This is a genomic window from Sphingomonas sp. NFX23 (genome assembly GCF_049887795.1).
Classification (GTDB): Bacteria; Pseudomonadota; Alphaproteobacteria; order Sphingomonadales; family Sphingomonadaceae; genus Sphingomonas.
Genome location: NZ_JAGEKH010000001.1, coordinates 727,906 through 748,682, shown reverse-complemented (window position 1 = coordinate 748,682; position 20,777 = coordinate 727,906). Strand labels below are relative to the sequence as shown.

11 protein-coding genes are annotated in these 20,777 nt (G+C 66.0%); 9 read left to right on the top strand and 2 right to left on the bottom strand.

The window, feature by feature from the left end; translation table 11 throughout:
* Position 1 precedes the first annotated feature (1 nt).
* The gene (locus J4O76_RS03285) at positions 2 to 571 is read right to left on the bottom strand and encodes a hypothetical protein (RefSeq protein ID WP_426280196.1); all 570 of its coding nucleotides are present in this window, start codon (positions 569 to 571) and stop codon (positions 2 to 4) included.
* Between the two features lie 404 nt (positions 572 to 975).
* On the opposite strand from J4O76_RS03285, the gene J4O76_RS03280 reads away from it, so the two are divergent.
* Both J4O76_RS03280 and J4O76_RS03275 read left to right on the top strand, forming a co-directional pair.
* Positions 976 to 1,263, top strand: coding sequence for a hypothetical protein (locus J4O76_RS03280; RefSeq protein ID WP_426280194.1), 288 nt, complete (start codon positions 976 to 978; stop codon positions 1,261 to 1,263).
* A 132-nt stretch (positions 1,264 to 1,395) separates the two neighbouring features.
* Positions 1,396 to 1,857: a hypothetical protein gene (locus J4O76_RS03275; RefSeq protein WP_426280192.1), complete on the top strand. Its 462-nt coding sequence runs from the start codon at positions 1,396 to 1,398 to the stop codon at positions 1,855 to 1,857.
* Positions 1,858 to 2,109: 252 nt separating this feature from the next.
* On the opposite strand, the gene J4O76_RS03270 is transcribed toward J4O76_RS03275, so the two are convergent.
* Complete coding sequence (locus J4O76_RS03270) at positions 2,110 to 5,679, bottom strand: hypothetical protein (RefSeq protein WP_426280190.1); 3,570 nt, start codon at positions 5,677 to 5,679, stop codon at positions 2,110 to 2,112.
* Positions 5,680 to 5,858: 179 nt separating this feature from the next.
* Here J4O76_RS03270 and J4O76_RS03265 point away from each other — a divergent pair, with 179 nt between their 5' ends.
* The 7 genes from J4O76_RS03265 to J4O76_RS03235 all read left to right on the top strand — a co-directional run bounded on the left by J4O76_RS03265 (position 5,859) and on the right by J4O76_RS03235 (position 20,768).
* A complete protein-coding gene (locus J4O76_RS03265) occupies positions 5,859 to 6,638 on the top strand; it encodes a hypothetical protein (RefSeq protein WP_426280189.1) in 780 nt (259 codons plus the stop codon).
* Positions 6,639 to 6,811: 173 nt separating this feature from the next.
* Entirely contained in the window at positions 6,812 to 6,973 is a 162-nt protein-coding gene (locus J4O76_RS03260) for a hypothetical protein (RefSeq protein ID WP_426280186.1), read from the top strand.
* 30 nt (positions 6,974 to 7,003) lie between these two features.
* Entirely contained in the window at positions 7,004 to 8,095 is a 1,092-nt protein-coding gene (locus J4O76_RS03255) for an AI-2E family transporter (protein ID WP_426280185.1), read from the top strand.
* Positions 8,092 to 8,223 (top strand): hypothetical protein, encoded by a 132-nt coding sequence (locus J4O76_RS03250; RefSeq protein WP_426280183.1) that lies wholly within the window; start codon positions 8,092 to 8,094, stop codon positions 8,221 to 8,223. The genes J4O76_RS03255 and J4O76_RS03250 overlap by 4 nt, the downstream gene beginning before the upstream one ends.
* A gap of 433 nt (positions 8,224 to 8,656) precedes the next feature.
* Positions 8,657 to 10,351 carry a ShlB/FhaC/HecB family hemolysin secretion/activation protein gene (locus J4O76_RS03245; RefSeq protein WP_426280181.1) on the top strand — a complete coding sequence of 565 codons (1,695 nt, stop codon included), beginning with the start codon at positions 8,657 to 8,659 and terminating at the stop codon, positions 10,349 to 10,351.
* 2 nt (positions 10,352 to 10,353) lie between these two features.
* The gene (locus J4O76_RS03240) at positions 10,354 to 20,325 is read left to right on the top strand and encodes a hemagglutinin repeat-containing protein (protein ID WP_426280179.1); all 9,972 of its coding nucleotides are present in this window, start codon (positions 10,354 to 10,356) and stop codon (positions 20,323 to 20,325) included.
* On the top strand, positions 20,322 to 20,768 hold the full coding sequence (locus tag J4O76_RS03235; RefSeq protein WP_426280178.1) for a hypothetical protein: 447 nt from the start codon (positions 20,322 to 20,324) through the stop codon (positions 20,766 to 20,768). Before J4O76_RS03240 ends, J4O76_RS03235 begins: the two co-directional genes overlap by 4 nt.
* The last annotated feature ends 9 nt before the right edge of the window (positions 20,769 to 20,777 follow it).

Genomic DNA, 20,777 nt, shown 5'->3' with positions numbered 1-20,777 from the left:
TCTAAGTGCTGCTGTTTTCGCGCGGAGCCATATCGGAAACGACGACTTCGAACGCATCGGCAACCGCATCGCCCTCCATCACCATCTCCTGAAGTCGGACCCGGTCGAACGCGAGACTGGGCGGTAGCGTCTGCCTGTGCTCGTCGAAGAACTCCCAGATCAGGCGTTTCGCCTCGTCCCGCTTCACCTTGTTGCGCTTGACCGGCCTTGCGGCGTGGAGGTGGACGATGAACTCTCCGAACTGGTCGTCGACCGACGACCAGTCGAACGCCGCGATCTCGGCTCGGCGAGCCACGGGATCGGTCCCGAAGGCCGAACCGACCTCGCCGGTCGAAGCGTTCACGACCAGGCTGGTGATGTCCGGATATGCCCGTTGGTTCGTGAAGACGCGCACGGCTTCCAACCGGCGCCCCGCCGAAACGGCGATCGCCCGTTGGACGAACTCGTTGTCCGGATGCGCCGCCTTGGCGGCAGCGACGAGATCGCCATAGCTCAGCAGCCGCCCGGAAGGAGCCCTGTCGATCAGCAAGCCGTAGTAGATCCGTCCGATCTCTATGTCGGCCGTCGTCATGTTCTGTTCCGAGGCCACCGTAGGTTCCATTCGTCAATCGGGTTAAACGTCAGCAGGACCGTCCGGCGGCATGCTCGACCGCAGCCATGATAAGCTGCAGATGCATTCTTAATCACACGCACCTTAACGATTCGACGGCATCAAACCCACTCCGGGACAATACCGAAGCGGCATGGCCCCGCGTCCCGACGAGCGACGTCAGTTCGCGAGCTTCGCCATGCGCTTCCGCAGATGCTCAAGCGACCGCTCGTCCACGCAGGATTCTGTGGGATGCCGGCCGCGCCAGTCCGGAGGGGGCTCGTCTGGAAGACGCGAGCATGGTCCGGACGGCGCGTCTGAGATGCGGTTGCCAGAAGCTTCTTCCTCAGTCTGTCAACCGTCCGCACGCGATCCCGCTCGACGACATGGCGGACGAGCGCCGCACCCGCTCGCGCCAGGCCGATATCGGACCCCGTGGCGGCGACTCTTGGCGTCGAACGAAGAGGAGGATCAATCGCATCGATCCAGTCGCGGGCATCGTTCCCAAGTCGCGTCCATGCATCACGCTCAGGGACCGCGATCCTGGCCTTTCCGAAATTGAGCGCCTCTGCCACGGCTTCCAGCCGCTTCGCCTCCGCAACGTCGCGGGGGGCTTCAATCTCGCGGTCGACTGCCGCATGATCGGCAGCCCAAATCGGTCAGAATGCCGCTGATCCGTCTCGCGCCGCCTGGCGTGATGCGCATGTCCTGCAGGCACATTTGAGCAGCAGCGGCTATGATACGAAGCTTTTGGCCGCAGCTGCCGGAACTATGGTTTTGAGAACTCCGCATACAGGGATTGCCAAATGACGGATTACTGGCCCGGCTTCATTCGAGCCCTTGGCTGCAAAAGGGATAGCACAGCCGTAAATGACATGTTCGTAGCGCTCGGAGACACTCCCGCCATCTCAGAGACTCCCGCAATCTACGACGATCCGCAGGGTCGAACGCTCTTCTGCAAGTTCATCGGTTCCGGATTGGAGTTTGGCTTTCGCGCGGAGACGCTGAGTCACGTACACGTCTTCGTGCAGAGCCACGAGGGATACTCGGCCTATGACGCCGACATGCTCGATCAATCCGCCCAAGCTTTGAACCGTTACGAGATCATCAAGCATCTTGGTCCCGCGCAAGACGAAGCTCCGGGCAGGTCGGACGCGCTCATCGGCCATACCCATGGTTGGGCCAGGTATGCGTTCGACACATACGACCTGCGCATGGAATTCTCCGACGACGGCCGCCTCTGGAAGGCGACGCTCATGGACAGGTAGTCGGGAGTGAGCGTGGATGGCCAACTTGGTGTCGCATCGAAGTCGGCACACCTATCGATGACGGCCGGCATGGATCAGCGCCGGTAAACCCTCCGTCCGGTCCCCTGGCACATACTCGGCTGGGCGCTGCCTTCACGATGGAAAGGCACGCGATCAACCGGACGCCGAACTCAGACCGCGCTCATCAAGACAAACCTCTCTAGTCTGTTCTGTTAAGGGTGACATCCGTGTCACCCTAGGGTGACACGGATGTCACCCCGCAAACTCGCAAGGCGGCAGCACTCGCAGAGGCCGTTCAGTCTCGGACCGGTTCGTGATTGATACCCGAAAGCACGACGTCCGACCGGTTTCGGGTCGGTTCCGATACGGTCCGGCCGAAAACGCGGAGCGAGAACGATCGATGGTCGGACCGTCCGGCCTTCGCCGAAGGGCAGCCGGCCCCGACGATCGCGATCCTCGGGAAAGCCTGTGTATTGCCAGCGGTCTTTCTGGCGTCACCCTCACCGCTGGTTGCGTCTTGAAGGATTGGCGGCTTCCGTCGCCAATCGACGGCGCAGGTCGAGAGCCCGCACGTCGAGCCGCACGGCACCGCCCAACCGCTCGCACAGCTCCATGCACTCCCAGCAGTATGCGGGCCACGCGATCGAGTCGCACGCCGACCGCCGCCGGATCCTCCGCCTTCCTGTTTCGACGATGTCGTCGACCGAACCATGCCCGGAGCCGGGGCAGGAAGGCCGTCGCCATCGCGGGCGGCGCATATCCCACCGCCTGCAGCAGGGACGAATGCCAATGAGGCGACGTGGCCGGCTCGTCCAGGTCCCGTTGCAGCAGATCCCCCACGACCTTGTCCACCGCCTCCGGGTGCGCGTCGATCAGGCTCTCGAGCCATGCCGGCAGCGCGTTCGGTTCGAGCGGGACGTAGCGCGCCGCGAGTTCGGCTTGAGCCGACGTTAGGCCGCGAGCCCACTCCGGATCCTCGGCCTCGGCATAGATGCCGGACAGGCCCAGCTCCCACCTAAGCAACGTCTGGCCCCGGTTCCTGCCCCTTCGCTCGTGAGGCAGGGTCGGCCTGTCGAGGCGCCAAGTCGCCATCAGAGCGGTCCTCAGCCGGTTCGCGACCTCGTGCCCGAGGTGCTCCTCGATGAAGCGACGGTTCCAGCCCGAACTCCTGCCGTCGGCCGGCGAGCGACGCATGACCTGCCAGAGGCTCCAGACCGTCCCGCCCGTCCTCTCCTCGGCGAAATGGGTCGCCGGGTCGGCTGCGAGAGCCGACCAGAAGTCCACCCACGTCTGACGGCATGCGGCGTCGCGCTCGCGGCCCTCCCGCTCGCGCAGCGCATCCTCCTCGATCCACTTCTGCACAAGACCGTCGACCTCGCGCGGCTTCGCATGCATGTCGAGGACGGCCAAAAGATGCGGCGAGTCCGACACGAGCCCGCGCAGTCTGGAGGCATGATCCGCATACGAACCGTCGCGACGGAACTCGCGCAGGGCGACCTCGATCATCATCTCCCGCTCCATCTCGGTTCGACCACGGTCGCCCAAGGCAGCCAATACCCAGGTCTCATCCTCCACCGAGCGCGGCTTGAGCGCACGATCGACCTCGAAGAGACGTTCCGCCGCGTCCGGATGCTCATGCAGCGACTGCACGAACGCGTCGTCGGACCAGAACATCATGCCGCGGGCCTCCGGGGACAGTTCGCGCACCGCGGTCCGCAGCCGTTCCATCGACTTGCCGTGCGACTTGTCGTCGTTGTGAAAGCGGATCGCCACGGCGCACGACGCCAGGGGCAGCGCCGACTCCGATCCCGCCTCCATCTGCCGCAGGCAGGTTTCGGCTAGGCAGGCCAGCAGTCGGGGCCTGCTTGCGCTGAGATGGGGCCAGTCGCTCCTCCACGCGACGCCTTCGACGACGAGCGTCGCAAGACCCCCCCGCAACATGTCGAGATCCGCCATGTCGAGCGGAACCGCGGCGACGAGATTGACGAGATGCCAGCCGAGGTCCGCGGTTCTGCTCGACCGATCGGGCAGCCGCCGGAGCAGCCGCAGCATCGGATCGACGCCAAGCCACGTCGGAAACAGGCGCAGCGCGATCGTTTCGGCGAGGCGGTCGGGCCAGTCCGGCGAACCCGCGACCAGTTCCGTTCCGATCGACGTGAGCCGGGCGTCCTTCAGCAGCATCAGCGTGTCGATGGCCTCGATCCGCTCCCTGCTCGCGACCGCTGCGTCTCTGGCGACCCCGAACGGGATGTCGGCGAGGGCCACCATGCGGGCCGCGCCGATGAGGGATAGGAGCAGGTCGCGGACCTCGAGGTTTTCGATCCCCCGGCTCCAGAGTTCGTCCACCAGAGGTGAAAGGTCGGGCGACGCGAATCGATGCACCTGGACGTATGGCGTGGCGAGCCCCCGCCACCCGCCCGTTCCATGCCGCTCGACGTATGCCCGCAGCGCCCTGGCGCGGCGGCTGACGTCCAGCGATTGCGGATCGCCGTGATCAAGAAGGACCTCGGGCTCGCGCGCCAGGACCGCGTCGAAGATCGCATCGCGACTGCCGGCCAGCCACCCGGCCACGGCACGCATCGCCGGCCTCACGACGTGATCGCCCTGCGCCGTCTGCGCCAGAAGCAGCCGCTTGACCGTGCGCACCGGAACGCCTGACTCGAGCAACCTGTCGAGGCGTTCCGCCGCCAGGAACTCGAGAACCGAGCGATGGTGGAAGCGGACCCGGCCGTAGCTCGCGAAGCCGAACAGCGCACGCTCGAGCAGGGTCCTAACCTCCTGCGGTGTCCAGTCCGGCAGGATCACAGCGGGGTCGAGAGCGGTTGCCGGAGTTCCTCGGCGGTCCGCCTCGGCGGCGTGGCGGATCGTCAGACGTCGCGTGAGCAGCATCGCCAGCGCCAGCCTGCTCGCACCGTCGCGAGCCCGATCGGCGGAAAGATCGGCGATCTCGGGCCGGTCACGATCGATGCGGGGCTTGAGCTTCACGCCGACGTTGCTCCCGACCTGCTCGCGGTGGGTGCGGATGCGATGATGGTCGCGCCAGTCCGCGCACAGTTCGATTAGGTCCTGCGGCCGTCGTGCGAAATCCATCGCGTCTCGGGTCCGCAGGTCGGCGATCATGTCGTCAGGATCCGCGATCCGTTCGATGGCCGCCATCGTCCGAATCTCGTCGTCGGACAACGGCATCAGCGCGACGTTGATCCAGCGCTTGGCGCCATCGTCCGTCCTGATCGCGGTCCTGCGCGTCGCCACGTCCGCGAACGACGCTCCCAGGCCTTCTGCGAGTGGAGACGCAGGCGCCGGGAGATGGCGTCGGACCAGCTCCTCATCGAAAGGCACCGGGCGCGTCGTGATGACGATGCGCGCGCGATCGAGTTTTCCGTGGAGTGCCTTGGCCAGTCGCTTCAACGCCCGCTCGAACGATCCCTGCGTGAGCTTGAGTTCGTCGATCGAATCCAGGAAGAAGGTCGCGATCTCGTGTTCGGCCGCAAGCCAGGCTTCGAACCGGATCTCCTCGGCGACGTCCAGCATCTCGCTCACGGGGGATCGGGCAAGCTCGACGAGTTCGAGGAAGAAGGCTGGTTCCCCCGCGTCCCACATCGCGTCGCGTCGCGTGCGGCATTCGAACGTCTTGCCCGCTCCGGCCTCGGAGATGAGGAGGATGCGTCTCGAGTTCAGCAGTTCGTCCCAGTCGAGGCCGCCCGGCAGACCAGCGCGAGCAAACGCCGCGAGCGTCTCGATGTCCGATATCCGCTCGTCCTGCAGGTCCCGGAAGGTGCGGGCGAGCCTCTGCGGCTGCGGGTTCGAAATCGGCTTGGGCATGACAGGGGAAACCTACCTGCCGGCATCGTCGGCCGCCAGCCATCTGCAATCGTCGATGCCTGGAAATCGGGCTCGGCGTCGTCATGTCCGCGATCGCCGCCGCGCCGTGCCAAGGCGACCGGTAAGTCCTTGCACGCGAACGGCACGCCGCTATGCGCCGATGAGGAACGGAGCGAAACATGTCGGTCGAGATCATCCGTGTGGAAGAGCCAACGCGGCAGGGATGGGGCGCTCGTGCGCTGAGCGTTGCCAAGGAGCGTCCCTACCTCGCGCTGATCGCTGCACCCGGACTCGTGGTCGCGGCTCCGTTCGTCGCGACGACCGCTGCTGCGGTCGGCGGCGCAGCCGCGGGTGGCGTGGCCTTGGCGGCGGCAGGCGAACTTATCTTCGGTCCCTCTGCGAAACCGCCAGTCACGCTCTACTCGATCGAAGATGCGAAGGGCGTCCGAGACGTCCATCAGCAGCCTCTGATGCGCGGCCTGACCTACATGCGCCTTCCGCGAGCGGGCATCGCCGAGAACATCATCAGATCTTCTGAATTCCATGCCTACGTGATGAGCCAGAAGGTCGCGGAGATCATTCATTACATGAGGTCGGAGACGCGGCTGAAGGCATTGAGCGTCCTCATCCGATCCTCTGATCGCAAGCACGTCGTCGTGGGCGGCGAACTGGAAAAGGTCTCGGCCAAGGCGGCGGCGGGCCGCGAACAGCAGCACGAGCGCCGAATGACCGCGACGTATGACGATCGCACCCGCGAAAAGCACCTCGAGAGCTACTCCTGGATCAAGGACTTTCCGGAAGTCGTCGCGGCCACCTGCAACGCTCGACACGGCACCATGAGCTTCTCCCAGTCCACCGACATGAGCTTCGGCATGTCGGCCGGAGTAGCCAAATTCGCCGACTTCAAGGCCGGCTGGTTGTCTACGTTCGTTGTCGAGGTAGAGGCTACCTTCTCGTAACGCTGCGACCGTTCGGCGCGTGTCCGATCGTGGATACAACGTCGACCAAGACCACCGTCACCCGTCGGGCCATGCCGGTCCGCCGATGGTCGCGATAGATGACCTTCGTCAGGTGGACCTATCTGAGCGGGTCCTAAGGGCGCCTAACGATCGAGCGACGCGAAAAATGCGGCGTGCTCTGTCGCGCCTCGACGTCTGGCATAGCTCGCGAGCCCGAGGTCGCGTTCCTCGATCGCGGAACGCCAGTCGGCGAGGACCGCGTGAACGTGGACGGATCGCCCGTCAGCGTCGACCGTCGCGAACTGCCGGTTGGCTCCGCGGAGCCGCGCTCGTAGACACACGCCAATATGAAATCGGGGTCTTCGATGCACGCCAAACCTACGTCGACGCAGATACGCGCCCGGGTCGCCCTGGCCGCGGCCGTGGCGTCGATCGCCCTGTGGATCGGCTCCGCCTTCGTTCCCGCCGTCCTCTGGGCCGCCGTGGTCGGGATAGCAGTCGAACCGCTGCGGCTTCGCCTTCTGCGCCTGCTCCCGCATCGCCATGCCCTGGTCGCCGGCCTGATCACGCTCGCAGTCGTCGCGGTCGTGGTCGTCCCTCTCGTGATTGCCATCACCCGCGCGGTCACGGAGGTGGACGGCATCGCGGGGTGGATAAACGGAGCGCGCGCGCATGGCGTGCCGGTCGCGGCCTGGGTCGCCAACCTGCCGGTCGGCTCGGCACAGCTGTCCGCGTGGTGGACGAGCCACCTATCAACGCCTGCCGGTGCCGCGGAACAGTTCGCTCGACTGGACATGGGGACCGTCATCCAGCGCTCGAAGTCGGTCGGTCACAACATCGTGGAACGTGCGGTGGTGTTCGCCTTCACCGTGCTGACGCTCTTCTTCATCATCCGCGATCACGACGCGATCGGCGCACAGTTCGCCCGAGCCATCGACAGGGCTTTCGGTGCCGCAGGCCTGCGCATCGGTCGCCAGATCACCCTGTCGGTCCGCGGCACCGTCGACGGGGTCGTGCTGCTCGGCATGGCCCAAGGCGTGTTCATGGCGACGATCTACGCGTTCGCGCAGGTTCCGCACCCCATCCTCCTCGGTCTGCTCTCCGGCGTCGGCGCCATGGTGCCGTTCGGCCTGATCGCCGTGATGCTGATCGCGCTCGTGCTGCTGGTCGTCAAAGGAGCCGTCGTCGCCGCGATCGTCGTCGGTTTGGTCGGTGGAACCATGTCCTTCGTGGTGGATCACACCGCAAAGCCGGCTCTGATCGGTGGGGCCACCAAGCTGCCGTTCGTCTGGGTCCTCATCGGCATAATCGGGGGCGTCGAGACCATCGGCCTGCTGGGCCTGTTCGTCGGACCCGCCGTGATGGCCGTGCTGATTCTCATCTGGCGAGAATGGGTGGCCGATGACGCCGCCCCGATCCCGACCCTGTCGGATGCCGGCCCGCGGAAACCGTCATGAACCATCCGCGAGACTGGTTCGAGCCCAAGCTCGTGGGTCTCGGTTGGACACCGAGGACCTGGGAAGGCTGGGCGGTCATCGCCTTGGTGATCGCGATCGGTGCCTTCGTCGGACGCGCAGGCCGCTGAACCAGCGAGTTGCGCCGACTCGATGCCGCGCGAGCCGACGAACGTGAGCATCGCAAGACGTTCGGGCGAGCCGAGCGCCGGCGTCGAAAGGGTGCACGTCGCTTGGAACGCCGCTTCCCATGCGCGCGCTGGAAAAGCCGATCCCACCTTCCGCGGAGGGATTTGCCGGTCGTGCCCGGACCACGTGCATGTCCCCCGCCGCCGCACGTCCAAAATTGCTTCCGACGACGGAGCAACAGGAATCCGGCAAATCCTTCGATGCCGACGAACACGGAGAATGGTCCGTTTCCAATGTAGTTCGCAGCGTTTCACCTCTGCGCGTGAATGTCGTTAACTATCTAAGGTCTAACGATTCCCGCATTGGTCGACCAACGATCTTGTAAAATTACGAACATCGAATGTATCGTTAGTTCGAATAGTGGGTAGAGCGTTGATGACGACGGGATCGGCTAGACGAACGAGCGGCAAATCCTGTCGCGAGCGGACGGCATCGGCCGTCGGCCTTATCGGTTTCGTTCTGCTGTCTACGGCCGCGGCGGCGCAGGTCTCGTCGCCCGCCGATCAGGAGCAGGCCCGCATCCGCGCGCAGCGGCAGGCGGCGGAGCGCGCGGCGCGGGAGGCGGCACCGGTCGCGGCGATCGAGCGCGCAGCACCGACGCCGCTGGGGCCCTTCCCGGTGGAGGCCGGCTGCTTCGCGGTGCGCGACGTCGTCGTCGAGAACGCAAGCCTCCCCAAGCTGCGATGGGTGCCCGGGTTCGTCGCGCAATATCGCGGTAGGTGCGTCGGGACCGCGGGTCTCGACTACATCATCCGCAGTCTGCAGGGCGCGTTCATCGAGCGTGGTCTGGTGACGACGCGCGCAGGCCTGCCCGAACAGGATCTGGCTAGCGGCACGCTGCGCATCGTCGTGGTGCCAGGCGTCGTCGAGGATATCCGGGTCAACAAGACGGACAGGACCAGGGTGTGGGGCCGAGCGACGCCGGTCGGACGTGACGACCTGCTCGACCTGCGCGCGCTCGAACAGGGGCTGGAGCAGATGCGCAGCGTTCCCGGACGAACCGTGGCCGTCGACATCGTGCCGGGGGACGCGCCGGGCCAATCGGTCCTCGACGTCACCGTGAACCATGCGCGGCCGATCGCCGGGTCGCTGTCGATCAACAACTTCGCCGGCGAACGGGTCGGGCGCTACCAGGGCTCCGCGCAGGTCGCCGAACTCGGGCAGCTGGGCTTTTCGGAAGTGATCAGCGCCTATTACAATCGCCGAACGGATTCGCCGGGCGTGCCCGCCGACAGCCGCGGCGTCGGCGGATCGATCTCCGTCCCCGCCGGGTGGTGGACGTTCAACGCCAGTGGCTCGGCCAACCGCTACAGCCAGACCGTCAATGGCGAGGTCAGCAGCTTCGGCACGCGCGGCACGCTCGACCGAGTCGCGATCGGCGCGGAGCGGGTGTTCTACCGCGACCAGACGACGAAGGACTCGATCAGCTTCGGCCTTGCACGGCGATGGGGCCGCAACTTCATCAACGACGTCGAGATCGGCATCCAGCGACAGGATCTGACCGACCTCGAGGTGCGACTGATCGATCGGCGGACGTTCGGCGCCGCACGCTTCGACGGGTCGGTGGGAGTCCGGTTCGGTCTCGGCATCCTCGGCGCCCAGAAGCAGCCGGACGATAGGCCCGATGCGCTGCCGAGCGCCCGCTACCGTATCGTCAGCGCCGACTTCGGACTGTTCTTGCCCTTGGGGCAGGGCTTCATCGACGGATACCGTGCCGAGTTTCACGGACAGGTCAGCGACCGGAATCTGTTCGGTTCGGACCTTATCCAGATCGGCGGCCCCTACACGATCCGCGGCTTGGATACCGACACGGCGGAACTGGGGCGCGACGGCTTCTACCTCCGCCAGGAGTTGGGAGCCAAGATCACCGATGGGTTCCGTCCGTATGTGCTGTTCGACATGGGCGAGGTCCGCAAAGGGACCGGCGCGCGCGGCGGCGCAGGCCTCGGGCTGAGGGCGCGGCGTGGGCCGTTCTTCGTCGACGTCTTCGGAGCGCGTCCGGTGTTCGGACGCCAGATCCCCAATCGCGACCGCGTTCGGTTCGGCCTTTCCGCCGGTGTAGGATTCTGAGCATGACCAAGCTGACCTTCGCCGTGCTGCGTCGCCGGATGCGTTCGGCCAGCGCGCTGTCCCCTCTCGGAGGCGGCGCAGGGCTCGCGGCTCTGCTGCTGGTCGCGACGGTGCCGGCGCGAGGGCAGGACGGAGCGCCGCCGGCGGCCAATCCGGTCGTTCCGGTGCCCGGTGGCGCGACGAGGCTCGACTATGGCGCGAACGGCGTGCCGGTGGTCAAGATCGCCGCGCCGGACGCCAGAGGGACCAGCTACAACCGCTACCAGGCGTTCAACGTCGACGCGCGCGGCGTCGTGCTCAACAACAGCGACAAGATCGTCCAGAGCCGTCTCGCGGGCTACATCGACGGCAACGCGCAGCTGAAGGCGTCGGGCGGGGCGTCGCTGATCATCAACGAGGTGGTGGCCGCCAATCCGTCTAGCCTGCGCGGCTATATCGAGGTCGCCGGCAAGACCGCCGATCTGGTGCTCGCCAATCCCTACGGCATCGCGTGCAACGGTTGCGGCTTCGTCAACGCGCCGCGTGTGACGCTGGCGGCGGCACAACCCCTGGTTGACGGCGTTGGCGCGCTCAGCGGATTCCGGACGGCGACGGGTACGATCGACGTGTCCGGCAGCGGGCTCGACGCGACGAACGCGCGGCTCGACCTCTTCGCGCGCGCCGTCTCGATCAACGCCGGCCTGTATGCGGATACCGTGACCGCCAGCCTCGGCGCGGGCGACATCACACGCGACGGCGACATAGTCGTGGTCGGGCAGCGCACGGCAGCGCAGCCGAACCAGCCCGCCTTCGCGCTCGACGTCGCGGCGCTCGGCGGGATGTATGCGCGGTCGATCAAACTGATCGGCACCGAGCGCGGGCTCGGCGTCAACGTCGCAGGCGATCTCGCCGGGCTCGAACAGGGCGTGACGCTGTCGTTCGACGGCAGGATATCGGTGCCCGGCGCGATCACGGCGAAGACGGCGGTCGCGATCGAGACCGCAGGTGCGCTCGACGTTGCCGGCCAGATCTACGGCGAAGGCACGACGACGTTGAAAGGCGCGAGCCTGGCGGGCAATGGCCTGATCGGCAGTGGTGGCGACCTCACGGTCACGACCGGCGCGCTGAGCAGCGGTGGCACGCTCGCCGCCGGACTGACCCGTGACGGACGTGTCACGCAGGGTGGCACGTTGCGCCTCGATGTCGGCGGCACGGCGGCGCTGACGGGGCGGCTGCTGGCGCGCGATGCCGTGTCGCTGACGGCGGGCAGCATCGTGAACCAGGGACTCGCGAGCGGCGGGACGCTGACGTTGCGCACCGCCACGCTCGACAATAGCGGCGGCACGATCGATGCGCGGACGGCGCTCGACGCTCAGGCGGGCGCGGTCGGCAATATCGGCGGCGTGATCCAGTCCGGCGGCGCGCTGGCACTCACCGGCAGCAGCCTGGCGAACGATCGTGGCGCGGTGCTGGCGCTCGGCAGCGATACACTGACGCTGGGCTTCACCGGCGTGATCAGTGGCAGCGGTGGGCAGATCGGCGGCAATGGCGATGTGTCTGTCAGGGCTGGCGCGCTCGGCATCGACGGTGTGGCGGGCAGCATCACGGCGAGCAAGGCGCTCGATCTCAATGTCGACGGTGATTTTACGATCACCGGCAAGGGTCTGGTCGCGGGCGGTGGTGCAACGACGGCCAATGTCGGCGCGCTCGGCGTCACCGAAGGCGGCTTGCAGGGCGGCAGTGCACTGACCGTGCGCGCAGGCTCGGTCACGATCGGCAGCGGTGGCCAGGTCAGCGGTGGCAGCGTGACCGCCGACACGGTCGGTACGATGACGAACGCCGGCCTGATCGCGAGCGCAGGACGAGTCGACCTGACCGCAGCCACGCTGACGAACACCGGCACGATTTCGGGCAATGGCGGCACGAGCCTGAAGGCTGCGGGGCTGGTCGCGCAGGACGGTCTGATCGCGTCCGACGGCGCTATCGACATAAACGCAGGAGCTTTCACCTCGCGTGGCGGCACGGTCGAAGCGGGTGGGGCGCTCGGCGTTTCGGCGGGATCGGTGGCGCTCGATCGCGCCAGCCTGACCGTGCTCGGATCGGGCACGCTGGCGCTGGCGAGCCGGGGCGCCTTGACCGCAGCGGGAACGCGCATCGGCAGCAACGGCAACGTGGCGATCGGCGCCACGACGCTGGCGTTCACCGACAGCCGAATTACCGCGCTTGGCGCTCTCGCGATCGATGCTACGGCGGGAGATCTCGCATTCGGTAGCGGCGCGACGATCGAGAATGGCGGCGACCTGACGCTGACCGCGACGGGCACGCTGAGCCACGCCGCCGACATCGTTGGTCGCGGACAGAATCTGACGCTGCGTGCGGCGACGATCGATAACCGTGGGGGTGCGATCCTGCATCTCGGCACCGGCACGCTCGCGCTGTCGGGCAGCGATGCGATCGACAACAGCGGCGGTCGGATCGCGACCAATGGCGCGCTGTCGCTGATCGCCGGCGGGTTCGCCAACACCGGTGGCACGCTCACCTCGGCCGGCGGCGCCGGACTTACGATCGCCAGCGATCTGGCGAACGAGAATGGCCTGATCGCAGCGGGCGGCGGCCTCACGCTTCGGGCCGGTGCGACCCGTAACGCTGGAGGATCGTTCGAAGCCGCCGGCCCGCTGGACGCGCGTCTTACCGCGCTCGATGGCGGAACGTTTGTCGCGACCGGATCGGCGGGAACGCTGACGCTCGACGTCCGCGATGCGATCAGCGGTTCGGTCCTGGTCGGCGCCACCACCGATGGCACCGTCACCGCGAGTTCGCTCAACCTTGCCAGCGGGTCGCGACTGACGGCGGGCGGGATGCTGACGGTCGGCGCGCGCGACGGGGACATCGCGCTGGCGGGAGGCACGCTCGATGCGGCGAAACTCAAGCTGACCGCCGCGCGCGCGATCCTCACGGGCAGTGGCGGGCTGATCCAGTCGACCGGCGCGACGACGATCGCGGCGGACTCGCTGACCACGACCGGCGGCCGCGTCGTGGCGGGCGGCACGCTCGACGTGACCGCGAGCACGCTGGATAATCGCAACGGCTTGCTGGCGTCCGGCGTCGATGGCGCGACCTTTACCGTCAACACGCTGGCCAACGATCGCGGCACGCTCGGCGGCGACGGATCGGTCGTCGTGACGGCGACGAGCGTCGACAATGGCGCGGGTACGCTTGCGGCAGGCGGCGACCTGACGCTGTCGGCCGCAAGCCTGGCCAACGCGACCGGAGGACAGATCTGGGCGGACCGCGATGCGCGCGTGACTGCAACGGGGACGCTCGCCAACCGCGGGAGCATCGCCGCCGCACGCGACCTGACCGTCAAGGCTGGCGCACTCGACGGCGGTAGCGGGGCTGGCGCTGGCACGCTCGCCGGCGGCCGACTGCTCGACATCAACTCGGGCGGCGGCACGTTCGGTCGGCTCGTCGCACCGACCGCGCTGACGCTTGGCATAGCAGGCGATCTGACCAACGCTGCCGGCGAGACGATCGCGACGCCGGGCGCGCTGACGCTGAACATCGGGGGCAGCTTTACCAACGCGGGCACGGTGCAGGGCGGTACTGCGATCGGCATCGCCACGGGTGGATCGATCGCCAACCAGGCCAGCGGCACGATCGTCGCGCCGACGCTGACGCTGACTGCGGGCACGACGTTCGATAACCAGGGGCTCCTCAACGGCGGGGCTGTGTCGGCGACCGCCGCACAGATCGCCAATGGCGGCGCGATCTTCGGCGACAGCGTCGCGCTGTCCGGTACGGGCGGCATCGTCAACGCGGGCGACAGCGCGGTGATCGCCACCCGCGGCGGGCTCCTGTCGCTGTCGAGCGGCGGCGATATCGTCAACCGCGATGGCGCACTGCTCTACAGCCTCGGCAATCTGGTCGTCACCGGTTTCGGTGGAACCGGGCGTGCGGGCTCGCTGCAGAACCTGTCGTCCGACATTCAGGCACAAGGCGACATCGTGATCGCCGCGACCCGCCTGCTCAACGACCGTAGCGTGTTCACCACCGAAGAGGCGCTCGTCTCCAGTCGAGATGTCGAGACCATCGACAACCGCAATCGGCGCAACAGAACCATAACCCAATATCTGGAGACGATCACCGACACGAAGATCCTTGCCGACAGCGGGCAAGCCCGGATCATCGGCACCAACGTCACGGTCGATGCCGACAGCGTCACCAACCGGCTTTCGACGATAAGCGCGGCAGGGAACCTCGGGGTTGGCGCCGCGGCCGTGACCAACACCGCGTTTACCGGGTATTACACCACCAAGCAGGACGGCGTGATTCTGGGGCAGACGCGTAGTTGTCCGTTCTTGTTCGGCTGCGGCAACTGGCGGACGCGAACGACGACGCCGCTCAATACCGTCGATGCGCAGGCGACCTTCACGACCCCGTCGACGATCACCGCGGGGGGCACGCTGACGATCGATGCCGTCACGATCGACAACCTCGTCCTGACCCCGGATGGCAGCACCGCGGACATCTTTGCGGCGAGCGCGCGGCCCGGCAGCGTCACCGCCGGTGGCGCCGTCGCCGTCGTGACCACGAGCGCGGTCGTCGCACCGGGCAGCACGCCTGGCGTGATCGCCGGTACCGCGATCGACCCGACCTTCGGCTTCGCGGTCAAGCCGCCGACCGATCGCGCGAGCGGCGGGGCCGGCAGCGCGACGCTCGATCTGGGCGGACTGTTCCAGTTCGCCAGCTCGAGTTCGCAGGTGCTGGTCCAGGCGGACCCCCGGTTCAACAACTACGATACCTTCCTGTCGAGCGACTATTTCCTCGACAAGCTCGGCTATGATCCGTCGCGCGTGCAGCGCCGGCTCGGCGACGGGCTTTACGAGCAGCAGCTGATCGCGAACCAGCTCGTCGCGCTGGTCGGCGCGCAGCGGCTGGCTGGCTATGCCGACAACCAGGGCCAGTATCGCGCGCTGCTCGATGCGGGGGCGACCTTCGCAAAGACGTACAATCTGGCGCTCGGCGTCTCGCTGTCGCCGACGCAGATGGCGACGCTGACCAGCGACATCGTGCTGCTCGTGGAGACCATTGTGCAGACCCCGTCGGGACCGCAGACGGTGCTCGCGCCGCGCGTCTACCTGACCAAGGCGGCCGCGGGTGATCTGACCAGCGGCGGCGCGATCATCGCCGGGCGCGATATCCAGCTGCGCGCATCCGACTCGCTGACCAATGCGGGCGTCATCCGTGCTAGCGCCAGTGGCACACTGGCCGGCGGCACGATCGTCAACAGCGGTCGGCTCGATCTAGGCAACCGCGGCATCGTCTCGGCGACCGGCGACCTGATCGATCGGGGCGGTGCGATCACCGGCGGCGACCTGACACTCGCCGCGGGCCGCGATCTGACGCTGGCACCGGTCGCGACGACGCGCACCGTCGCGACGCGCTACTATGGCGGACGTTCGGACCAGCAGGTCTCGCTGACGACCACCACGACCAATCGCGGCAGCGACATCGCCGCGACCGGGAATCTCGATCTGCTGGCTGGGCGTACGCTGTCCGTCACCGGCGCGAGCGCGGCTGCGGGCGGCAATCTGGTCGCCTCCGCCGGGCAGAATATCGTGATCGGCAGCACGACCGACAGTGGCACCGCGTTCGCGGTCGGCCGCGAAGGCAAGACGCTGTTCACGCAAACCCAGACCGAACGCAGCAATGTCCTGTCGGATCTGCGCGCGGGCGGCAACATCACCTTGGCGACGCCAGGCGCGCTCGCGGTGAACGGCGGCACGGTCACCGCAGGCCGCGCGCTTGCCGTCGACGCGGGGAGCATCGGCGTGACCGGCGTGGTCGACAGCACGCAGCTGCAGCGCGACACGCAGAAGACCTCCGGCGGCTTCCTGTCGTCGACCAAGACCACCACGGCCTATAACGGCACCGACCAGAGCGTGGTCGCGTCGACGCTGTCGGGGGACACGGTCGCGCTCCGCAGTACGGGCGACACGCGGATCGCCGGTTCCAACGTGGTCGCGAACAACGGCGTCTCGATCGCCGCGGGTGGCGCGATCGACGTCGGTACGCTGACCGCGACCGACACCGAGGCGCAGTCGACACGCGTCAAGAAGAGCGGACTGTCGATCGGTGGCGGCGGGCTGTTCCTCGGCGTCGCCAAGAACCGCAACGACGTCGACACCACCAGCATCACCAACACTGGCTCGCTGATCGGATCGACCGCGGGCGACGTCACGCTTGATGCCGGTCGCGCGCTGACCGTGACCGGCAGCCAAGTGACCGGCACCGGTCTTACCCGGCTGAGCGGCGAGAGCGTCGCGATCCGCAATGCGACCGACGTGACGACCACCGACACGCTCAACAAGTCGTCGAGCATCGGCATCAGCGTCGGCGCGCAGAGCCCCGTGCTCAGCGGGTTGCAGGGCGTGCGCGATTCCGGCCGCATCCTTGGCAACGCCAATACGAACGCCCGGACCAGCGCGGTGGCCGGACTTGCTGGCGGACTGGCCGCCTACAACGCCGCCGATGCGCTCAAGGGCGGCGTCACCAATCTCGCGGCGGTCGGCGTCAGCTTCGGCGTGTCGAGCAGCAAGGCGACCTCGAAAACGCGCGACGAGACCAATGTCGCCAGCCGGATCGCCGGCAACGACGTGGCGATCGCGGCGCGCAACGCCGGTGCAGCCTCGACGATCGCGGTGCAGGGCAGTGAGGTCACCGCGGCGCGCAACCTGTCGCTGACCGCGCCGGGTGCGATCACGCTCACGTCGGGCACGGAGACCGACACGCTGGAGCAACAGAACAAGTCCTCCGGTTTCTCGGTCGGCGTCCAGCTCGGCCTGTCCGGTGGCGTCACCCCGAACGCGTCGTTCAATGCGGGCAAGGGGAGCGCGAGCGGCACCGACGTGCGCCACGTGGAGAGCGTCCTCAGCGCCGGCAACGCGGTCTCGATCGCGACACCCGACGCGCTCACGCTGCGTGGCGCGCAGGTGATCGGCAACCGCGTCGACGTGAACGCGGGTTCGCTTTCGATCGTCAGCGAGCAGGATCGCGCAACCTACGCCGAGCGCCAGCGTAGTCTGGGGCTGTCGGTCAGTCCCGGCACCGTCGCGGGCAACCTGACCTCTGGCCGCCAGACCGGTGACTTCGCCAGCGTGCGCGAACAGTCGGGCATCTATGCGGGGCAAGGTGGCTACGGCATCACCGTGGCCGGGAACACCAACCTTGTCGGCGGCGTGATCGCGAGCGACGCGGCAGCGGCACGGAATCGGCTCACGACGGGCACGCTGACCGCCAGCGATCTCGCCAACCGCGAACAATACAAAGCGAGCTCGCTCACTATCGGCGGCGGCATTGGCGGCGTTGGCAAGAACGCGAACGGCGAGGCGAAGGCGCCCGGTACACCCGGAAGCGCCTTGCCGGGCATCCGTACGGGCATCGGCACGATTAGCGCGACGCCACCAGTCGCTTTGGGGGCATCGGGAAAGCAGTCCGGCACCACCTATTCGGCGATAGCGCCGGGTACGATCGATATCACTTCCGGCGACACCGCCAGCCGCGCCGTGGCAGCGACGATCGGGCGTGACACGGCAGGCGCCAATGCAGGTGCACTGATCCAGCAATACGACGCGAACAAACGCGAGGAGATCGCGCTGGGCTTTGCGGCTGCGACGCAGCTTGCGAATCAGACGGGCAGCTTCTTCGCTAATCGGGCGGCAGAGGAGCAGCAAGCGCGGTTGAAGGCTGACGAAGCGCAGCGGCAGTTGGCCCGCGGGTCGGATTTGGCAGGCAATCCGCTGACAGATGCAGTGCGCGAGGAGCTGAGTCAGACGGTCGTGACAGAGACGGATCGCTCGCGGAATCTGCGCGACAGCTTCGGTGCGGGAAGTGCGGCGCGGGTCATAGCGACTGCAATCAACGGCGCTGCAGGAAGCAACGTCACCGGCAGCTTCACCGGCCTCGTCCAAAGTGCGGCCGCGAACATCATTCAAAGCCTGGCTGTGACCCAAGTCAAGTCAATCGCCGACAGCTTGCAGAACAGTCGGGGCGAGGCCTCTGGACAGAGTGAAACAGTCCGGGCTGCGTTACAGGCAGTCGTCGGTTGCGCGGGCGCGACAGCCGGCGGCGGCGGGTGCGCCAGCGGGGCCACGGGGTCGGCCGCCAGCGTCGTTTTGAACTACCTGCTGACAAGCTACGCCGATGCGAAGCCGTCGATTGATCCGGTGACAGGCCGACCGGCCGAACGCGCCCTGCAGGATCAGGAAGCGCGCAAGAACCTCGTTGCGACGGTCGTTGCCGGCGTTGCCGCGGGTAGTGGGCTTGACGTTTCGACCGCTGCGCTTGCGGCGCAAACCGAGACTGAGAACAACGATCTCGGCGGTGCGCGCATTTGCGGGATCGCGTCACCGAACTGCAAGGGGCCGACGATCGATCAGTATCTGGCCAAGCCCGAGGTCCGCAACCTCGTGGCTATGCTGAAGCTGACCGACGCACAGGCCCGTGCCTGTCTGCAGCCCGGACCTGAATGCGCTTCGGTCGCGAACTATCGACGCGGGCTGCTTGCTGAACTGTCGCGCGACGGGTCGGCCAATCCTGACGACGTTGCACGAGTCCAGGCGGCGGGTTTGAGCGAACTGGGCGGCATTACGGCGCAGGCCGAGGCCGATCGGCAGTATATGACAGCTCTCCGCTCGAGCGATCCGACGCTGGCCGACAAGCTTGCTGGGCAGTCGCTCGCAGTACGCACGCTCGTCTATCAAGACGTCGTCAACAATGCTGGCGACAACGTGGTCGGGCGTCTCTCCGCCGGAGTGCTCGGAACGCTGTTCGACGAAGATACGCTGACGGACCTCTATCTTGCGCGTAAAAGCGATGCTGCGGGTGAACGCCATGGTGCGTTCGACGAGGCCCTCTCCCAAGGCCTCGCCAACGCGACGGCGATCGCCAACACCGCACGCGCAAATGCCGATCGTGAAGCATCGATCATGCGGGCACAGCGCATGCCTGAGAGCCTCGTAAAAACTTACCTGTTCAAGGAGTATTACAACGCGGCGGTCGATGAACGAACAGCGACTGGCCTGCTTGGACAAGTTCAGTTTCTTGGCGATTATTTCTCTGACCCGGGGCGCATTACCGGCAATTTGGCAAAGGGCTCGATTCAGGGGCTGGATAACGCGCTCCTGGATGACACAAGCACTGCGGAGTACCTGCGGCGAGCGGGAGTGGCGATCGACCAGTTCGCTGGTTCGAGCATCACCAACAAAGCGACGGCGCTTGGGAAGGTCCAAGGGGACGTCACAATCGCCGCGATCGATGCGGTTGTCGCGAAGGGGGCTGCGAACCTCACCGGACGACTTGGCGCGGCTGGCGGTTCTACAGCAGGAGAGATAGCCGCCGCTGACCAGCTCGCTATCGATCGCACGACACTCGACGCGTTCTCACCTGCTCAGTCGGTCAATCAGGCGGGTGCCAATCAGATAATAATCGGGCGGATCAACCCGACGGAAATCCTGGCGATACGCAAGAAATACGCATTGTCGAGTGCTGACACGGTGGCGGCAGCGCGGACTGACATTCCAGAACTACAGTTCGAGCTTTTCGAAGGTCTCTCGCCAATGCTCAGGCAGGAAGCGGGTTTGCCATCGCTCGACAATCTTTACGGTTCGAACCGCCCGATTCAATCTCCTCGCAACAATGCCCTCTTCACACGACATGCAGAGGAAGACGTCTTGAACGCGCTTGCGACAAAGCTGGATAAGCTACCCCCTTCCGCTCTAAGCGGAAGATCGATCGGACTTGAGATATCCAATGCATCTGGAGTATGCACCGCATGCTACCAAGGCTTGACGAATCCTCAGGTATCGTCGGGGGTGATCAAGCAGTTCAGTGAAAGATACCCAAGTCTTACGATCCGAATTACATCGCAAGGCGGATCAGCGAGGCCGGGTGTCTATGAGTTGGTGGTTAAGAATGGACGAAAGGTTGGCCCTTGATTGATGATCGTGAATTCCAATCGCTGAGTGTTGATCAGCAAAACAAATTATTGGTATGCTTGGCTATTAACTCCCTTCCTGTTTTGGCTAAATACAAGCTACCGTTGGAAGTTGCTAAGCGCAGCATTGACGCCTGTCTGAAATCTATTGAAAATAAATCGTTCGCTGCTAAACTGATATCAATAAATCTCAATCATCCAGATCCAGATCTGGATCTGAGCGCTCAATATAGTTTTATCGATGATGATGGCGCAGCGGAACTAGCGCTTGACATAGTCAGCTTCGCTACTGGCGCGGCGGCAAATGCAGCATACAGGAGGCAAAACCTGGATGGTATGCCCGAACCAGTTGCTCTGGCTACGCCGGATGTCACAGTTGGCGCCATTGATAAATTCAAGACGTTATCAAAGTTGGGGTTGGTTAAAGATATCGGACAGCCGTAGTTTTCTTCG

Bases quoted from the DNA above. Each gene is read 5' to 3' on its own strand.
- J4O76_RS03285 (WP_426280196.1), bottom strand. From the start codon at position 571: ATGACGACGGCCGACATAGAGATCGGACGGATCTACTACGGCTTGCTG.
- J4O76_RS03280 (WP_426280194.1), top strand. From the start codon at position 976: ATGGCGGACGAGCGCCGCACCCGCTCGCGCCAGGCCGATATCGGACCC.
- J4O76_RS03275 (WP_426280192.1), top strand. From the start codon at position 1,396: ATGACGGATTACTGGCCCGGCTTCATTCGAGCCCTTGGCTGCAAAAGG.
- J4O76_RS03270 (WP_426280190.1), bottom strand. From the start codon at position 5,679: ATGCCCAAGCCGATTTCGAACCCGCAGCCGCAGAGGCTCGCCCGCACC.
- J4O76_RS03265 (WP_426280189.1), top strand. From the start codon at position 5,859: ATGTCGGTCGAGATCATCCGTGTGGAAGAGCCAACGCGGCAGGGATGG.
- J4O76_RS03255 (WP_426280185.1), top strand. From the start codon at position 7,004: ATGCACGCCAAACCTACGTCGACGCAGATACGCGCCCGGGTCGCCCTG.
- J4O76_RS03250 (WP_426280183.1), top strand. From the start codon at position 8,092: ATGAACCATCCGCGAGACTGGTTCGAGCCCAAGCTCGTGGGTCTCGGT.
- J4O76_RS03245 (WP_426280181.1), top strand. From the start codon at position 8,657: ATGACGACGGGATCGGCTAGACGAACGAGCGGCAAATCCTGTCGCGAG.
- J4O76_RS03240 (WP_426280179.1), top strand. From the start codon at position 10,354: ATGACCAAGCTGACCTTCGCCGTGCTGCGTCGCCGGATGCGTTCGGCC.